General features: G+C 69.8%; 15 protein-coding genes. 10 read left to right on the top strand and 5 right to left on the bottom strand.

Annotated features, from left to right (window positions below; all coding sequences use genetic code 11):
• Positions 1-140 precede the first annotated feature (140 nt).
• Positions 141-581: a hypothetical protein gene (locus tag DMH01_RS43035; protein ID WP_199745537.1), complete on the top strand. Its 441-nt coding sequence runs from the start codon at positions 141-143 to the stop codon at positions 579-581.
• Here DMH01_RS43035 and DMH01_RS42750 read toward each other — a convergent pair.
• Entirely contained in the window at positions 550-1,698 is a 1,149-nt protein-coding gene (locus DMH01_RS42750; RefSeq protein ID WP_158633242.1) for an abortive phage infection protein, read from the bottom strand. The genes DMH01_RS43035 and DMH01_RS42750 overlap by 32 nt on opposite strands.
• A gap of 39 nt (positions 1,699-1,737) precedes the next feature.
• Between DMH01_RS42750 and DMH01_RS42745 the strand changes: the two genes are divergently transcribed.
• Positions 1,738-2,370 carry a TetR/AcrR family transcriptional regulator gene (locus DMH01_RS42745; RefSeq protein ID WP_158633241.1) on the top strand — a complete coding sequence of 211 codons (633 nt, stop codon included), beginning with the start codon at positions 1,738-1,740 and terminating at the stop codon, positions 2,368-2,370.
• Between the two features lie 22 nt (positions 2,371-2,392).
• Here DMH01_RS42745 and DMH01_RS18985 read toward each other — a convergent pair whose 3' ends face one another.
• The gene (locus DMH01_RS18985) at positions 2,393-3,304 is read right to left on the bottom strand and encodes a winged helix-turn-helix domain-containing protein (RefSeq protein ID WP_158633240.1); all 912 of its coding nucleotides are present in this window, start codon (positions 3,302-3,304) and stop codon (positions 2,393-2,395) included.
• 412 nt (positions 3,305-3,716) lie between these two features.
• Between DMH01_RS18985 and DMH01_RS18980 the strand changes: the two genes are divergently transcribed.
• Positions 3,717-4,067: a lactococcin 972 family bacteriocin gene (locus tag DMH01_RS18980; RefSeq protein ID WP_199745536.1), complete on the top strand. Its 351-nt coding sequence runs from the start codon at positions 3,717-3,719 to the stop codon at positions 4,065-4,067.
• Between the two features lie 61 nt (positions 4,068-4,128).
• Here DMH01_RS18980 and DMH01_RS18975 read toward each other — a convergent pair whose 3' ends face one another.
• Positions 4,129-5,463, bottom strand: coding sequence for a cytochrome P450 (locus DMH01_RS18975; RefSeq protein ID WP_125678502.1), 1,335 nt, complete (start codon positions 5,461-5,463; stop codon positions 4,129-4,131).
• Positions 5,464-5,594: 131 nt separating this feature from the next.
• On the opposite strand from DMH01_RS18975, the gene DMH01_RS18970 reads away from it, so the two are divergent.
• The 3 genes from DMH01_RS18970 to DMH01_RS18960 all read left to right on the top strand — a co-directional run bounded on the left by DMH01_RS18970 (position 5,595) and on the right by DMH01_RS18960 (position 9,959).
• Positions 5,595-6,875, top strand: coding sequence for a hemolysin family protein (locus DMH01_RS18970; RefSeq protein ID WP_125678500.1), 1,281 nt, complete (start codon positions 5,595-5,597; stop codon positions 6,873-6,875).
• 63 nt (positions 6,876-6,938) lie between these two features.
• A complete protein-coding gene (gene ilvD, locus DMH01_RS18965; RefSeq protein WP_125678498.1) occupies positions 6,939-8,618 on the top strand; it encodes a dihydroxy-acid dehydratase in 1,680 nt (559 codons plus the stop codon).
• A gap of 219 nt (positions 8,619-8,837) precedes the next feature.
• Complete coding sequence (locus tag DMH01_RS18960) at positions 8,838-9,959, top strand: helix-turn-helix domain-containing protein (protein WP_233621589.1); 1,122 nt, start codon at positions 8,838-8,840, stop codon at positions 9,957-9,959.
• A 3-nt stretch (positions 9,960-9,962) separates the two neighbouring features.
• Here DMH01_RS18960 and DMH01_RS18955 read toward each other — a convergent pair whose 3' ends face one another.
• A complete protein-coding gene (locus tag DMH01_RS18955) occupies positions 9,963-12,275 on the bottom strand; it encodes a LuxR C-terminal-related transcriptional regulator (protein ID WP_125678496.1) in 2,313 nt (770 codons plus the stop codon).
• A gap of 89 nt (positions 12,276-12,364) precedes the next feature.
• Complete coding sequence (locus tag DMH01_RS18950; protein ID WP_125678494.1) at positions 12,365-12,598, bottom strand: hypothetical protein; 234 nt, start codon at positions 12,596-12,598, stop codon at positions 12,365-12,367.
• Positions 12,599-12,756: 158 nt separating this feature from the next.
• Here DMH01_RS18950 and DMH01_RS18945 point away from each other — a divergent pair, with 158 nt between their 5' ends.
• From DMH01_RS18945 to DMH01_RS18930, 4 genes are all read left to right on the top strand, one after another.
• The gene (locus DMH01_RS18945; protein WP_199745535.1) at positions 12,757-13,932 is read left to right on the top strand and encodes a sensor histidine kinase; all 1,176 of its coding nucleotides are present in this window, start codon (positions 12,757-12,759) and stop codon (positions 13,930-13,932) included.
• Positions 13,933-14,598, top strand: coding sequence for a response regulator transcription factor (locus tag DMH01_RS18940; protein WP_125678492.1), 666 nt, complete (start codon positions 13,933-13,935; stop codon positions 14,596-14,598). It begins immediately after the preceding gene.
• Positions 14,599-14,684: 86 nt separating this feature from the next.
• Positions 14,685-15,260: a dihydrofolate reductase family protein gene (locus DMH01_RS18935; protein WP_125678490.1), complete on the top strand. Its 576-nt coding sequence runs from the start codon at positions 14,685-14,687 to the stop codon at positions 15,258-15,260.
• Between the two features lie 39 nt (positions 15,261-15,299).
• A complete protein-coding gene (locus DMH01_RS18930) occupies positions 15,300-16,133 on the top strand; it encodes an ABC transporter ATP-binding protein (RefSeq protein ID WP_125678488.1) in 834 nt (277 codons plus the stop codon).
• The last annotated feature ends 9 nt before the right edge of the window (positions 16,134-16,142 follow it).

The raw sequence follows: 16,142 nt of genomic DNA, 5'->3' as shown, positions 1-16,142 counted from the left end.
TGAATTTCATATACGATAAGCGATACGATGCTGCCGGGCAATGATCGCGGCGAGGTCAGTCGGCGAGGCGGAACAGGAGGGTCCTCGGGTCCACGTCGACGGGTACCACCGTGCCCGTTTCGTAACGGCCGACGTCTTCGGTGAGGACGCGTGCACTGAACGGAGTCACCCCCCGGGCCGGTGACGACGAGATCGACGTCATCCGCGGGTGTGCTCACTTCGCCGACCCAGATCCGTTTCCTGGAAACGACTTCGGCGTTCGCACGGACCCCGGACCGGTCCAGTCCACGGTGGGCCTCGCGGGCCTTGGCGTTCTGCCGGAGGTGCGAGCCGACGGTGCCCAGGCCGCCGATCGTGAAGACGGCGCCCATGGCGATGACGACCAGGCGGTCGTCGTCGCCGGGTTCGAAGCAGGTGCTGATCCAGAGCAGCGCCGGGCCGATCAGGACCAGGATGGTCATGAAGACGCCCAAAAGGCATCCGATGACGGTGAAGGCAGGCAGTTCCGGAGCTTCCTTGCCTTCGCGGTCCGTCTTCACGGGCGTGAGGTTACTGACCGGTTTCGGTCGGTGGTCCGGTAAAAATGCCCGCTTGCCCGCGGTTGTGCCTGGCGAGCGCGTCGAAGGATCGTTTCCGCTCGAACCGGTACGGTGAATTCTCGTCGTCTTGCCGTGCGCGCAGGGTTTTCACCAGGCTGTACGACGCCATGTCGAGATCGAACTCCGGCCTGGCCGGATGATGCGGCAGGTTCGGCGCGATGAACGTGTAGACGTGCGCGCCCCGCAGGTCCGCGGCCTCGAACACCCGCAGCAGGCGGGCGAGATGGTCGGCCTGTTCGCGTTCGTCCCGCACGTGACCCGGTTTGATCCTGGGCGGGACCTGTTCGTAGTCGACGATGTCCCAGCCCATCCCGCCTGCCCGCGCGGCGCCGGTGAACGTGCACGAGCCGAACTCCAGCACCATCACCGGTTTGTTCCAGCGCCGGTACTGTGCGAGGTCCTTTGTGTACTCGGCATCGGTGGCGAAGTACGGGTAGTAGTCGATTCCGACGATGTCGAAGAGGTTCCAGTCGACCGGCTCCATTCCGCCGATCGAGGCGTAGGTGATCCGGCCGCGGAAGTTCCGGCGCGCGACGTCGGCCGCCCGCGCGAGGAAATCGGCCAGCCGGCCCATGATCTTCGGCCATTCCTCCGGTGGGATGGTGGCCATGTTCGCGAGCCGCTCCTGGAACGTCGCTCCCGGCACGATTCCCGGAGTGAAGAGGAAGTGTTCGCAGCCGGCGACGAATTTGACGTCGTCACCGTGGCGAAGGCGCTCGGCCAGCCGGGCGGATTCGGCCAGGTGCTCGAGAACCTGATCTTGGGGGTGGTCGTAGAGCCGGGGCTGGACGTACACCTCCATTCCTTGTCGCAGGGCGGCGGACGTCGTCTCGGCGAGCCTGCCGATCTCGGTGCCGAACGCGGTGATCGACGGGCAGCGCAACTCGTCGGCGATCACCCGTATCTCGCGCTCGAGCTGTCCTCTGCTCCAGCGCACCCGGCTCAGCGGATCGCCCGCGGCGTGCAGGACGCCGGTGTCGTAGGCGACCCCGCCTCGCAGCGGTCGAGGCCTGCCCGCCGCCTCGGTCATACCCCCGCCGAGACTCGTGACCGCCACCGCTCCCGCGACGGATTTCAAGAACGTCTTGCGACTGATCATGACTTTCCCCTCGCTAGTTGCTCAACTAGGCTACTGTTCATGCAACCAGAAAACGAGCCGAGCGACCAGGAGCGGCGTTCGTTCATCGAGGAGGCGCGGCGCGCACAGATCGTCTCGGCGACCATCGAGACCATCGCCGAGATCGGTTACGCGAAGGCGTCGTTCGTGCAGATCGCGCGGCGGGCGGGGATCAGCCCCGGGCTGATCACATATCACTTCGCCAAACGCGAAGAGCTGATGAAACAGGTCATGCTGACCGTGCACACCTCGATGGACCGGGCGCTGAGCGCGCGGGCCGCGGGCGCCGAGAGCTACACCGCCGCGCTGCGTGCCCTCATCGAAGGCTTCGTCTTCTACTACGCCGAGCGGCCGAAGGAGATCATCGCGATCGGCCAGATAGCTGCGGCGTCAAGGGACGCCGAGGCCGCGCGGAGCTGGTTCGAAGAGCAGAACGCGAAGACGCTGGCCGAGCTGGAGGACATGTTCCGGGGAGGGCAGCAGGTGGGGGAGCTGCGGCGGTTCTCGCCGCGGGTCATGGCCGTGTCGGTGATCGCCGCGATGGAGGCCGCCCCCGCCGAGCTGATGTCCCGGCCGGACACCGATGTGGCGGCCTACGCGCGCGAGCTGGCCGACCTGTTCGAACACGCGATGAGACGTCCGGCCGGCGAGTGAAGGATGCCCGGAGACCGGCGCGTCAGTTCAGGCGCGGTTGTCGTCCGTGGAGTAGCGCGGTGCCGAGCGGGGTGATCGCGTGGATCATCATGTTCTTGTGGCGGCGGCTGGTGATCAGGTTGGCGTCGCGGAGCGCGGTGGCGTGGCGGCTGGCGGTCGGTAACGGTGTGGCGGCCCGGCGGGCCAGTTCGGTGGTGGTGGCGTCGGTGTTGTCGAGAGCGCGCAGGATGCGGGTGCGGGTGGTCCCGAGCAGGGGGACGATCGGATCACCGGCGCGACGACGGGCCGGTTCCGCCGGGGTGATGACGCCGGGGGCGAGCGGCAACGAATAGACCAGGACGGGCGGAAGCGCCGGGTCGATGAGGGTGGTGGGGTTGGGGCCGCGGCCGAAGACCACAGGCTGCAGCAGCAGGCCTCGCCCGTCGAGGCGGACGTCGTGGTCGAAGAGATAGTCGATGCTCAGCACGGGAAAGCGCCACGTCGCCGCGGGGCTCAGGGTGCTCAAGACGGCGTCGATACCTTGGTCGGCCATGAGCTGGGCGCGGCGCGTGTGATCGTGTCGCACGGTGGTGGTGATCGCATCCCAGTGCGGGGCGAGGCAGGTGTGGAAGTATTCCCGCAGGGCGTGTGTGACCATGCGCAACGCGGGTGCCCGTCCTTCCGCGAGATCGACGGTCCAGGCTGGGAGCGGCCGCTCCTGCGCCAGGTGCGCGAAGTCGGCCGCCAACCGGGAACGTGGCGTGCTCAACATCGCGTCGATGCCCTCGGCCAGGGTGCCTCCGCCGGGCGGGGTCAGGAAGTCGGGCGAGGATCCTGACGCGGGAACCAGATCCAGCAATGGCCGCGTGGACGGCGTCAACCGCCGCCTGGTTTGGTTTCGCCATCCGCCCAGCGCGATCTCGGTCCGGGGTTTGCGCAGTAGATACACACTCATCAGGACCTCCCACAACGGATCCGGGTGTCGCGCTATCCGGATACGGGCCAGATCCGCGAGTGTGAAATGAATTCGCAGCATTCCCTCTTCCTCCCCCGCCTTCGACGCTACTGCGGAAAACATGATCGTTGCCACCGCGATCGCCAGGAACGTGCCGGTGATCGATCATGTCGCGGGGTGTGCCGAAGTTCGGTAAGACGGCGCTTGATACTTCGGGAATCGGCCGCTGATCAGTGTGTTTGCGTCAGGATGAAGATACTGTCCCATTCTTGCCGGGCTGTCATAGTATCGGCTTCGAATCCCGTGGTTGGGGGTAAATCGCCTTACCGGATTTGTTGTCTCAGGTAATTGATGTCGATGGTGGAGGATGATTATGAGAATTCTGACGGGAGCGGTACTGGGATCGAGCTTGATGGTGGCAAGTCTGTTCGCGGCGGCGCCGATGGCCTCCGCGGACTCGGCGGAGGGTGTCTCCGTGGTAGTGGCGTCCTCTGGCGCCCAGGGTGTGGTGCTGAGCGGCTCGGTGCCGTTCGCTTGCCAGAACATCAGCGGCGGCACGTGGTGTTACGGGACCGAATCGGCGGGCAGTGGCCAGAAGAAATGCTACTCGCACTATCTGCACCCGAGCAGGCGCCACAGCGCGACCGCCATTCTTGGCTCCAGGCAAGACAAGAAGGTCGTGAGTCGTGGGCAGTGGGCCAAGGCCGAAGTGATCGGTTCCAGGAACGACACCTGCAACGCGTACTACAACTCCAACGCATGATTTGACCGGAACGGGGCGTCGAATCCGGCGGTGCCGGGTTCGACGCCCCGCGAAAGTGTGCTCAGGCGAGTGACGCGGGGAGCGTTTCGAAGCCGCGCAGGATCCGGGTCTCCCGTCGTCGCGCCCCGTCGAGCAGCCGCAGGTCCGGGAAGCGCTCGAAGATCGACCGCAGCCCGATCTCACCTTCCATCCGCGCCAGCGAGGCGCCGAGACAGTAGTGCCGCCCCGCGCCGAACGACACGTGATCCCGCGCGTTCGCCCGCTCGACGTCGAAGGTGGCGGGGTCGTCGAAGATCTCCGGGTCCCGGTTGGCCCCCGCGAGCACGGTGGTGACGATCGCGCCGCGCTCGATCCGGGTTCCGCCGATCTCGGTGTCCCGCGCGGACAGCCTGCCGGTGAGCAGGACCGGCGGGTCGTAGCGGAGGATCTCGTCGACGGCGTTGCTCCACAGCTCCGGATTCGCCCGCAGTTTCGCGAGTTCGCCCGGATGCCGGGTGAGCAGGGCGATGCCGTTGCCGAGGAGGTTGACGGTCGTTTCGAAGCCGGCCGCCAGTACCAGTCCGGCGGTGGCCTTGAGTTCCCGCTCGGTCAGGCCGACCCCGTCCTCGCGGGCGGCGATCAGCTTGCTGAGCAGGTTGTCGCCGGGGTTCTTCCGCAGTTTCTCCAGGTGCAGCGTGAGCCAGGAGTCGAACTCGGCCAGCGTCGCCTCCACCGTGCGGAAGGTCCGCCACGGCAGGCCGAGGTCGAGACTCGGGGCCGCCGCGCCGCCCAGCGCGAGCACCTTGTCGCGTTCCTCCGGCGGGACGCCGAGGATCTGGCTGATCACGGTGACCGGCAAGAGCCCGCAGTACTGCTCGATGAGGTCGACGGGGTTCGCCGGGTCGAGGCCGTCGAGCAGTTCGTCGGTGATCGCCTGGGTGCGCTCGCGCAGCTGCTCGACCGCGCGGGCGGTGAAGACGCGGGTGACCAGCTTCCGGTAGCGCGTGTGGTCGGGCGGTTCGCTGGCGAGCAGCGACGGCGGCTCGATCGGATGGATGAGGCCGGACGACGACCACGCGACCAGCTTGTTGAGCAGCGGGTTGTCCGGGACGAACCGCACGGTTTTGAAGGCGTCGCTGGTCAGCACCTCCTTGCACGCCGAATGCCGGGTGCTGACATGGCCGACCCGGGTGGTGGCGATGGCGCCGTGCGCGCGGATCTCGTCGAACAGCCCGCTCAGATCCGCTCCGCCGCTCGCCTCGACGGACAGCCTGCCCTGGAGGTCGCCCTGGCGTGCCGCGGCCCGGAGGGCGACCCGGGGGAGGGCGTGGCCGATGCTCCAGCGGGTGACCGGTTTGGCGATCGCCTCCGCCTTGTGCCGGAAGGTCCGTGCGGGAGCGGTCTTGAGTGCGAACATCAGGGCTCCGTCCGTGCGGGTTCCCCTTCGAAGGTATCGGAACGACGTGTCAGTAGCCAGCGGCTCCGATTTCTGCGGACACGTTGTCCGCTCGGTAATGTTCTGCACTTCGGGCGGGCCGGGGAGTGCTTGTGGGCGGCTACGGGTTCGACATCGCGCTGGTCGCGGTGCTGGTGGTGCTCAACGCGGTGTTCGCGGGCAGTGAGATGGCGCTGATCTCGTTGCGCGAAGGGCAGTTGCGGGCATTGGAGCGCGACGGCCGCGCGGCCGCCCGCACGCTGGTGCGGCTGGCGCGCGACCCCAATCGCTTCCTGGCGACGATCCAGATCGGCATCACGCTCGCCGGTTTCCTCGCTTCGGCGACGGCGGCGGTGTCGCTCGCGCAGCCCCTGGTGCCGTTGCTGGATTTCCTCGGCGACGCGGCCGGGGCGGTGGCCGTCGCGCTGGTGACCGTGGTCCTCACCTTCCTGACCCTGGTGCTCGGGGAACTCGCGCCGAAACGGCTCGCCATGCAGAACGCGTTGCGGTGGGCGTTGCTGGTGGCGCGCCCGCTGAATCTGTTGTCGGCGATCTCGAGGCCCGTGGTGTGGGCGCTGAGCGTGTCGACGAACTTCGTCGCGCGGGTGCTGGGCGGCCGGGCGGAAGCCGATCCGGATCAGATGTCGCCCGAGGAACTGCGGGAACTGGTCTCGGCGCAACGCGGCCTGAACGCCGAGCAGCGCATGATCATCAACGGCGCCTTGGAGATCCACGAGCGACGGCTGCGGGAGGTGCTCGTCCCTCGCCGGGCGGTGCTGACGCTCGCGGCCGAGCAGGACATCGAGTCGGCGCGGCGGCAGCTGGCCGAGTCCGGCCATTCCCGGGCGCCGGTGGCCCGCGGCGGCCATCTGGACGACGTCGTCGGTGTCGTGCAGCTGCGTGATCTGCTCGGCGACCACGAAGACCTGGCCGAGGCCGTCCGGCCGGCGGTCGTGTTCCCCGATTCGCTGCGGGTGTCGGACGCGCTGCGGAGCTTCAAGGCCGAGCGGGAGCAGATGGCGCTCGTCGTCGACGAACACGGTGCCGTCGCGGGCATGATCACGCTGGAAGACCTGCTGGAGGAGATCGTCGGCGAGATCTACGACGAGACGGACCGCGACGTGCTGGCCGTCCGCGACGGTACGGACGGTTCCCTGGTCCTGCACGGCACGTTCCCGGTGCACGACCTCGTCGACGTCGGGGTCGAACTGCGCGACGCGCCGCCGGGGGAGTACGCGACGATCGCGGGACTGATCCTCGTGATCCTCGGCCGGATCCCGGAAAAGCCGGGCGACCGGGTGACGGTGTCCGGGTGGACCATCGAAGTGCTCGGCGTGGAGCATCACGCGATCACGAGGGTGGCGCTGCACCGTGGACCGCACGCGGAGCGGTGAGTTGCGCCGGGCGCGCCGGGTTGGCAGCGTGCGCGGTGTCCCGCCACGAAGAAAGGTGTTCCGATGCCGCAAGACCAGCCGGATTTGAAACCTCGTTCACGCGACGTGACCGACGGCCTGGAGCGTGCGGCGGCCCGCGGCATGCTCCGCGCGGTCGGGATGGGCGACGACGACTTCGCCAAACCGCAGATCGGCGTGGCGTCCTCGTGGAACGAGATCACGCCGTGCAACCTGTCGCTCGACCGGCTGGCCAAGGCGGTCAAGAACGGCGTGCACGCGGGCGGCGGCTACCCGCTGGAGTTCGGCACGATCTCGGTGTCCGACGGCATTTCCATGGGCCACGAGGGAATGCACTTCTCATTGGTGTCCCGCGAGGTGATCGCCGATTCGGTCGAAACGGTGATGATGGCCGAGCGGCTGGACGGCTCCGTGCTGCTGGCGGGCTGCGACAAATCCCTGCCGGGCATGCTGATGGCGGCGGCGCGGCTCGACCTCGCCTCCGTTTTCCTTTACGCGGGCTCGATCATGCCCGGTCAGGTGGACGGCCAGGACGTCACCATCATCGACGCGTTCGAGGCCGTCGGCGCTTGCCTGGCGGGGAAGATCACCCGCGCCGAAGTGGACAGGATCGAACGCGCGATCTGTCCCGGCGAAGGCGCCTGCGGCGGGATGTACACCGCCAACACGATGGCGTCGGTCGCCGAGGCGCTCGGCATGTCGCTGCCCGGGTCGGCCGCTCCGCCCGCCGTCGACCGGCGCCGTGACGGGTTCGCCCACCGGTCGGGGGAGGCCGTCGTCGGGATGCTCCGCCAGGGCATCACCGCGCGCCAGATCATGACCATGGAGGCGTTCGAGAACGCCATCGCCGTCGTGATGGCGCTGGGCGGTTCGACCAACGCCGTCCTCCACCTGCTCGCGATCGCGCGCGAGGCGGAGGTCGACCTGCGCATCGACGACTTCAACCGGATCGGGGACAAGGTCCCGCACCTCGGCGACCTCAAGCCGTTCGGGAAGTACGTGATGAACGACGTCGACAAGGTCGGCGGCATCCCCGTGGTGATGAAGGCGCTGCTCGACGCCGGGCTCATGCACGGCGACGTGCTCACGGTGACCGGCAAGACCATGGCGGAGAACCTCGAAGGCATCGCCCCCGCCGGGGTCGACGGCGAGATCATCCGCCCGCTCGACCGCCCGATCCACAAGACCGGCGGGCTGACCATCCTCAAAGGATCGCTGGCACCCGAAGGCGCGGTCGTGAAGTCGGCTGGCTTCGACGAATCGACCTTCACCGGCACCGCGCGGGTGTTCGACGGCGAGCGAGCCGCCCTCGACGCGCTCGCGGAAGGCCGGATCGTCGCCGGCGACGTCGTCGTCATCCGGTACGAAGGCCCCAAGGGCGGGCCGGGGATGCGGGAGATGCTCGCCATCACCGGCGCGATCAAGGGCGCCGGGCTCGGAAAGGACGTCCTGCTCATCACCGACGGCCGGTTCAGCGGCGGCACGACCGGGCTCTGCGTCGGGCACATCGCCCCGGAAGCCGTCGACGCCGGGCCGATCGCGTTCGTGCGGGACGGCGACCCGATCACCCTCGACGTCGCGAACCGGACCCTCGAAGTCGAGATCGACGACATCGAGGCACGCAAGGAGGGCTGGGCCCCCAAGCCGCCGGCGTACACGCGCGGAGTGCTCGGCAAGTACGCCAAGGTCGTCCGCAGTGCCGCGCACGGCGCCGTTTGCGAGTAAGGCCCGGCACCTGCCCGGGGGCTGAAGGGGCCCTTCACCGCATGCAACGCGGTGAAGGGCCCCTTCGTCGCATCGCATGCGGTGAAAGTCCCCTTCAGCCACCACGAACGGGTGATGCGTAGGCCGGAGAAGCGCGAGTACGTAATTCACCCGATGTGCCCCGCTACTCCGGAGTAGCAGACTCGGCGACCCCGACGATTCCCGCTGCTCCGGAGGTCGATGATGACCCTGACCGCGTCCCACGCCCCAGCCCGCACCGCCGCCCTCGTGATCGCCCGCGTGGTCGTCGACGGGATCCGGCACGCCTTGCCCGAGCACGCGCCGCTGTTCGACGCGCGCGCCACGGAGTTCGTCGCCTCGGTACTGGAACACGACGGGATGAATCTGGGCATCGCGGCCGGTGCGGACGCCTTCCGCCAGGTCGGCGTCGCGGAGTACGCGGCGGGCAAGGACCTGGAGCGGCTCTCGCGCGCCTACCACTCGGCGGGCCGTTGTGCCCTGCCCGCGTTGGCCTCGCTGTCGCGGCAGCCCGGGGCCGGGTCGGCCCTGATGGACACCGGGGTGGAGGCCCTGCTCCGCTGCGCGGACGTCCTGATCCGGCTGTCCACCACCGCCTACCGCGCGGCGCACACGCCTTCGATCGCCGAAGTGCGGCAAGACCTGCTGAAGGAGATCTTGAGCGGCCGCCCGCCGTCGAAATGGGCGGGCCTCGCGGCGGAGGCGGGCTGGGTACCGCCCGCCAGGGTGGTCGCGGTCGCCGCGGAGCCCGGCGCGGTCCGCGCCTCGTTCGGCCCGGAGGTGCTGGCCGACCTCACCGGCGAGTACCCGCACCTGCTCGTGCCGGACGACGTCGAGATCGGCGGCGTACTGGCGGGGACGCGGGCGGCGGTCGGGCCCGCGGTGGCACCGGCCGAAGCCGCGGTGTCCCTGCGGTGGGCGCGCCGGACCCTCGAGCTGGTCCGGCGTGAGGTGATCGAGGACGGCCCGCTCGTGCGCTGGTCGGACCACCTGACCACGCACTGGCTTTTCGCCGACGAGGTGCTGACCACCGCGCTCGTCACGCGCAGCCTCGCCCCGATCGACGGCCTGCCCGCGAACGAGCGCGCCAAACTCGCCGAAACCCTCGACGCCATGCTGTCGGCCCGCGGCGGGGCACCCGAGATCGCGGACAATCTCGGCGTCCACCCGCAGACGGTCCGCAACCGCCTGCGCCGTCTCCGGGTCCTGTTCGGCGCCCGGCTCGACGACCCGGAGGCGCGGCTGGACCTGAGGATCGCCCTGCGCGCGGAGCTCCTCACGCCCGAACCGGGACGGCAGGCGACCCCGATGAGGGTGGCTTGAGCGTCAGGCGGATTCCGCGGTCCGGGTCACCCACGTGGCGACCTGGACGCGGTTGGAGTAGCCGAGTTTGGTGAGGATGTGGTCGATATGGGTGTCCACCGTCCGCCGGGCGATGCCGAGCCGGTCGGCGATCTCCTGGTTCGTCAGCCCTTCGGCGATCACGTGCGCGATCTCGGTCTCGCGTTTCGTGAGCACCCCCGCGGTCTGCTTCCGCGGCTCGGGGGACCGTTCTTCGAGGGCGTACGCGATGGCGTCGGCGATGGGCATCGCGGCGCCGTCGGTGAACTCCTTGATCGCGACCTCCCAGCCCAGCGCGGCCGTCACGGCCTCGGTGTCGGCCTGCAACGGCTCGGTGAACGCCTCGTACCGCGTCGGCCACGCGCCCACCGTGCGCCAGACGTTCATCGCGGCGCCCTGCAGGATCGCCGCCCGGTTGGGCCGTCCGGTGCGGGCGGCGCAGCCCGCCAGCACGGTGAGCGTGAACCCGACGACCACGCGGTCGTCCACCCTGGCGTGCAGGCGCAGGACCTGCTCGCAGCAGCGGCTCGCCACCGCGAGATCACCTTGGAGGTACTCGGCGGCGGCACGCGACCACAGCGCCCAGCCCCGCCAGAAGACCTCGCCCTGCCGCTCACACCGTTCGACGGCTTCCGCGAGCACCGCCCGGCCGCGGTCGATGTCGCCGTTCAGCCAGATGGCCAGCCCGTGGTTGTAGCTCGCCCAGAGGTCCGCGCCGTCGTCGCCGTGGGCGCGGAACAGGTCGATGGCCGTGCCGAACAGGCGTGACGCCTCGGCCATGTCGTTGCCGATCAGCGCGGCGTAGGCGCGGACGTGGAGCACGTACGCGGCGGCGAGTTCGTCGCCGCCGGTCTCGGCTTCGGCGGCGGCCTTCTCCAGCATGCAGCGGTGCGCGGGCAGGTCCCCCTGCACCAGCGCCAGGAAACCGGAGAGCCACAGCACGTGTGCCCGTTCCGGTACCCCGGGCGCCGCGGCTTCGTCGAGACGGCGGACCCACATCCGGGCTTCGGTGTTCAGCCCGCGGACGATCCAGAACTCCTTGACGTCGCGCACCATCCGCAGCCCGATGCTCGCGTCTTCGGGATCACCGGTGCAGTAGTCGAGGGCGACACGAAGGTTCGGGTGTTCGCGACGGAGCCGTCCGATCCAGGCGAGCTGATCGGTCTCCAGCCATTCGGTGGCGTACCGGCCGGCGAGTTCGGCGAACCAGTCCCGATGCCGTTTCCGGAACTCCGCCGTCCCGCCCGTCTCGGTGAGCCGGTCGACGCCGTACTCGCGCACCGACTCCAGCATCCGGTACCGCACACCGCCGGGGTATTCCTCGCGCAGCAGGATGGACTTGTCGAGCAGTCCGTCGACGACTTCGAGGACCCGTTCGCGCGGCAGTTCGCCGCCGGAACAGACCTGTTCGGCGGCGTCGAGGTCGAAGCTGCCGGAGAACACCGACGCGCGTGCCCACAGCAGCCGTTCGGGCCCGGTGCACAGATCGTGGCTCCAGTCGATCAGGGCCCGCATGGTCTCGTGCCGTTCCGGCCGTCCGCGCCGGTCCTTCGTGAGCACGGAGAACTGCCGGTCGAGGCGGTCGGCCAGCTGGCGCAGGGACAACGCCCGCGCGCGGACGGCCGCCAGTTCGATGGCCAGCGGCAGCCCGTCCAGCCTGCGGCACAGCCGGATCAGCGGTTCGATGTCCTCGTCGGTGAGCCGGAACGACGGCGCTACCGCGGTCGCCCGGTCCACGAACAGCCGCACGGACTCGTCGTTCATCACGCGTTCGAAGGAGTCGCCCTGGTCCGGGATCGCCAGCGGCGGCACCGGCAGGACACGTTCGCCCGCCACCCCGAGCGACTGCCTGCTCGTGGCCAGCACGGTCACCTGGGGGCAGGCCCGGACGACGGTGTCGGCGAACCAGGCACAGCTGTCGACCAGATGCTCACAGTTGTCCAGCACCAGCAGCAACCGGCTCGCCTGAAGCGCCTCGACGACCACCTCGATGGCCGGTTTCGCCGAGCGGTCGCCGAAACCGAGGACGTTCGCCACGGTCGGCACGAGCAACGCCGGTTCACGCAGCTCGGCCAGCGACACGAACACGACCTCGTCGGCGGTGGCTTCACGGTGGGCCGCGGCGACCCGCCACGCCAGCCGCGTCTTGCCCACGCCGCCCGGCCCGGTCAGCGTGACCAGCGACGACGCTTCCAGCAGGCGCCGCGCTTCTCCGGTCTCGGCGTCGCGGCCCACGTAGCTGGTCACTTCGGTGGGATCGGCAGACCACCCCGCGAGTGAGCCAACTCCGTCCGCCATGCATTCTCCCGCCATCGACCAGACCCGCGAGTTCCGTCCGATGTAGACGGAAATCGCCCGGCTGCGGATCCTAGCGGACCGGCGTCCTGCTAGCGGGACACTCGCTTCCCGCGATCATGCGCCCAGCCCGCCAGCACCGTTCCGGTGGCCGCGAGCAGCAGGAACACGAGCAACCTGCCGCCCCAGTCGCCGGGTACCCAGTCGAACGCGCCCCACAACTGGGTCGCGGAATGATCGAAGAGGCTGCGGATGGCGGCCTGCGCGAAGACGGCGACGGCCACCATCCCGACGATCTGCAGCCCCAGATAGCCGCCCTTGGTCATGCTTCCTACCTCCTGGTCAACGGTCGGGTCCCAGCATCGCCGCCGCCGGGCCGGGCGCACATCGGCAGCGCGTCGCGCTTCGCGTCCGACCAAAGTCGAGCCCCGGGTCGTCCTGTGTCCGGCTGCGCCGCCGCGCGCGGGTCGACCATGATGGGCCGGTGATCACCGACGCCGGCGCCCAGCCGCCCCTTCGCGTGTGGGGTGAGGCCTGGCGCCTGCTCGCCGCGGCCGGAATGGGCGTGCTGCTCTGGCTCGTCACGGCGGCGCAACTGCCGGTGGGCGCCAGGGCCGACTGGCTGATCACCGGCGATCCGCTGCTCGCGCTCGCCTGTCTGATCGCCCTGCTGTGGCGCCGTCGCTTCCCGGTCGTGATCACGATCGCGGTGATCCTGGCCTCGACGGCGTCGGTACTGGCGGCCGGTGCGTCGTTGCTGGCGCTCTGTTCGCTGGCCACCAGGCGGCGGCCGGTCGAAACGGCGGTCGCGGCGGTGTTGTCGGTGGTCACGGCGGTGCTGATCGCCGACCTCTACCCGCAGCGCGAGGCGCCCGGACCGCTTTGGCTGCTGATCAGCCTCCCCACCTTGATGGTGGGCATCGTGGTGGCCGTGGGCGCCGCGATCGGAGCGCGCCGGGAGGAGGTCCGCTCCCTGCGGGAACGGGTGGAGAGCGCGGAGCGGGAGCAGGCCGCGCGGGCGGCCGAGGCGCGGATCATGGAGCGGCACCGGATCGCCCGCGAGATGCACGACGTCCTCGCGCACCGGGTCTCGCTGGTCGCGATGCAGGCCGGGGTGCTGGGGCATCGTCCGGATCTGCCCGCCGACCAGGTCGCGGAGCTGGCCCGCGGGATCGCCGACGGCTCCCACCAGGCGCTTGAGGAGTTACGGGACGTCCTCGGTGTGCTGCGGGCGAGCCCGGAGGGGCTGGAACCACCGCAACCTTCGCTCGCCGACCTGCCGGCGCTGGTCGCGGACGCGCGGGCGCTGGGGCTGGACGTCACCTTGACGACCACGATCTCGGGCGAGCCGCCCGACGCGATCGCGAGGACCGTCTACCGGGTCGTTCAGGAAGGCCTGACCAACGCGGGCAAACACGCCCCGGGTGCGAAAGTGGCCGTCACCGTCGAGGGGGAAGCGGGGGACGGCGTGCGGGCGACGATCCGGGATTCCGGTGCGGCGCGGGCGGTCGCGGGGCCGCCCGCCTCGGGTTTCGGGCTGCTCGGCCTCTCCGAGCGGGTCGGCTTGGCAGGCGGCGAGCTGGACCACCACGCGGAACCGGGCGGCGGGTTCGTCCTCGCCGCGCGGCTGCCGTGGCCGGTCCGCGAAGGGAGCGAGTGAATGGGCAACGTGCGGGTCGTCCTCGTCGACGACGAGCACCTGGTGCGGATGGCGCTGCGGCTCATCGTCGACGGCGAACCCGACCTCGTGGTGGTCGGGGAGGCCGCCGACGGCGACGCGGCGGTGAAGGTGGTGGGGCAGCAGCGGCCCGACGTCGTCCTGATGGACGTCCGGATGCCCGGGCGCGACGGCCTCAGCGCGACCGAGGAGATCCTCCGGCTCCCGGAACCGCCCAGCGTCCTGGTGCTCACGACGTTCGACTCCGACGAGATGGTGCTGGGCGCGCTGCGCGTCGGCGCGCTCGGGTTCCTCCTCAAGGACACGCCGCCTCCCCGGATCCTCGCGGCGATCCGGACGGTCGCGACCGGGGAACCCGCGCTCTCGCCCGCCGCGACGTCCCGGCTGATCGCCGCGGCCACCGGGCCGCACTCGTCCGACGCGCGCCGGGAGTCCCGGGAAACCGCTCGCGGGTTGCTGGCGACGCTGACCGACCGCGAGCGCGAGACCGCGAACGCCATCGCCGAAGGACTGTCCAACACCGATGTCGCGCGGAGGCTGGACATCACCGTCGCCACGGTGAAGGCGCACACCAGCAGCATGCTCGCGAAACTCGGCGTCGAGAACCGGGTGCAGATCGCCTTGCTCGTGCGCGACGCGGAAGGCTGAAACTTTTTTCCGGCGCGGTGTCGAATCCGTCGTCCCCCGGTCGACGCAGTGTCGAAAGCGGTTCGAACAACCCAAGGAGAAACCAGATGCGCACCCTGATCACCACCGCGTTCGTCTCGCTCGACGGCGTCGTCGAAGGGCCCGGCGGGGAACCGGGCTACCGCAACTCCGGCTGGACCTTCGACGGTATCGAGTTCGACGAAGCGGCCTACGAGCTCAAGGGGCGTGAGCAGGGCGAGGCGACCGCGATGCTGATGGGCCGGGTCAGCTACCAGGCGTTCGCGCCGGTGTGGCCCGGGATGACCGAGGAATTCGCCGGGTACAACGCGATGCCGAAGTACGTCGTCTCGACCACGCTGCGGGACGAGGACCTCGCCGGCAACTGGGGCGAGACCACGATCCTGCGTTCGCTCGACGACGTCGCGAAGCTCAAGGAGACCGAGGGCGGGCCGATCATCGTCCACGGCAGCGCGGAATTGAACCGGAACCTCGCCGACGCCGGCCTGATCGATCGCTACCACCTGCTGCTGTTCCCGGTGCTGCTCGGCGCGGGCAAGAAGCTGTTCGGCGACACCGACAAGGACAAGCAGAACCTCAAGCTCGTCGAGAGCGAGGCCTACGGCAACGGTGTCCAGAAGCTGGTCTACGACGTCATCCGATGATCGGACCCCGGACGTGCCCGGGCCGTGCGTCCTGCGATCATGAACCGCGTGAACAAGCCCGTCTTCGTGCAGCCGAACCTCGACGGACCGGCGGTGGAGCTTTCCGGGGTCGAGGTCCACGTCGGTCGCGTGCCGCTGGTGTCGGACGTCGGCTGGCGAGTGGATTACGGCCAGCGGTGGGTCGTCCTCGGCCGCAACGGGGCCGGGAAGTCGACCATCCTTTCGGTGGCCTCGACCCAGCGGTTCCCCAGCGCGGGGACGGCCGTCGTGCTCGGTCACCGCATGGGCGCGGTCGACCTGCGTGACGTGCGGACGCACATCGGTTTCGTCGGGGCGAACCAGCGGCTGCCGGACGCGGAGAACCACGACGCGCACACCGTGGTGCTCACCGGGTTCAGCGGAAGCGTGCTGCCGCTGTGGGACCGCTACGACGACGCGATCCGGGACAGGGCGTCGAAACTGCTCGAACTGGTCGGCTGCGCCGAACTGCGCGACCGGCCGGTGCGCGTCTGCTCCCAGGGCGAGCGCGCCCGGGTCCGGCTCGCCAGGGCGCTCATGGCCGACCCGCTGCTGCTCCTGCTGGACGAGCCGTTCGCCGGTCTCGACCTGCCCGGCCGCGAGGATCTCCTGATGGCGCTGGAGAACCTGACGTTGGCCCAGCCGGAGCTGGCGACGGTCACCGTGACGCACCACCTGGAGGAGATCCCGGCGACGGCCACACACGCCCTGATGGTGCGCCGCGGCAGGGTCACCGGAGCGGGGCCGATCGACGAGGTCCTCACCGGCGAAGGGCTCTCCGCCTGTTACGAACGGGACGTCGAGGTCCACCGCATCAACGGGCGCTGGGCCGCGCACGCGGTGCGACGGCCGTAAAGACGCCTG

Origin of the sequence: Amycolatopsis sp. WAC 04182, assembly GCF_003947465.1 — a bacterium.
Taxonomy (GTDB): Bacteria; Actinomycetota; Actinomycetes; order Mycobacteriales; family Pseudonocardiaceae; genus Amycolatopsis.
This window is presented reverse-complemented; position numbering and strand designations above follow the sequence as displayed.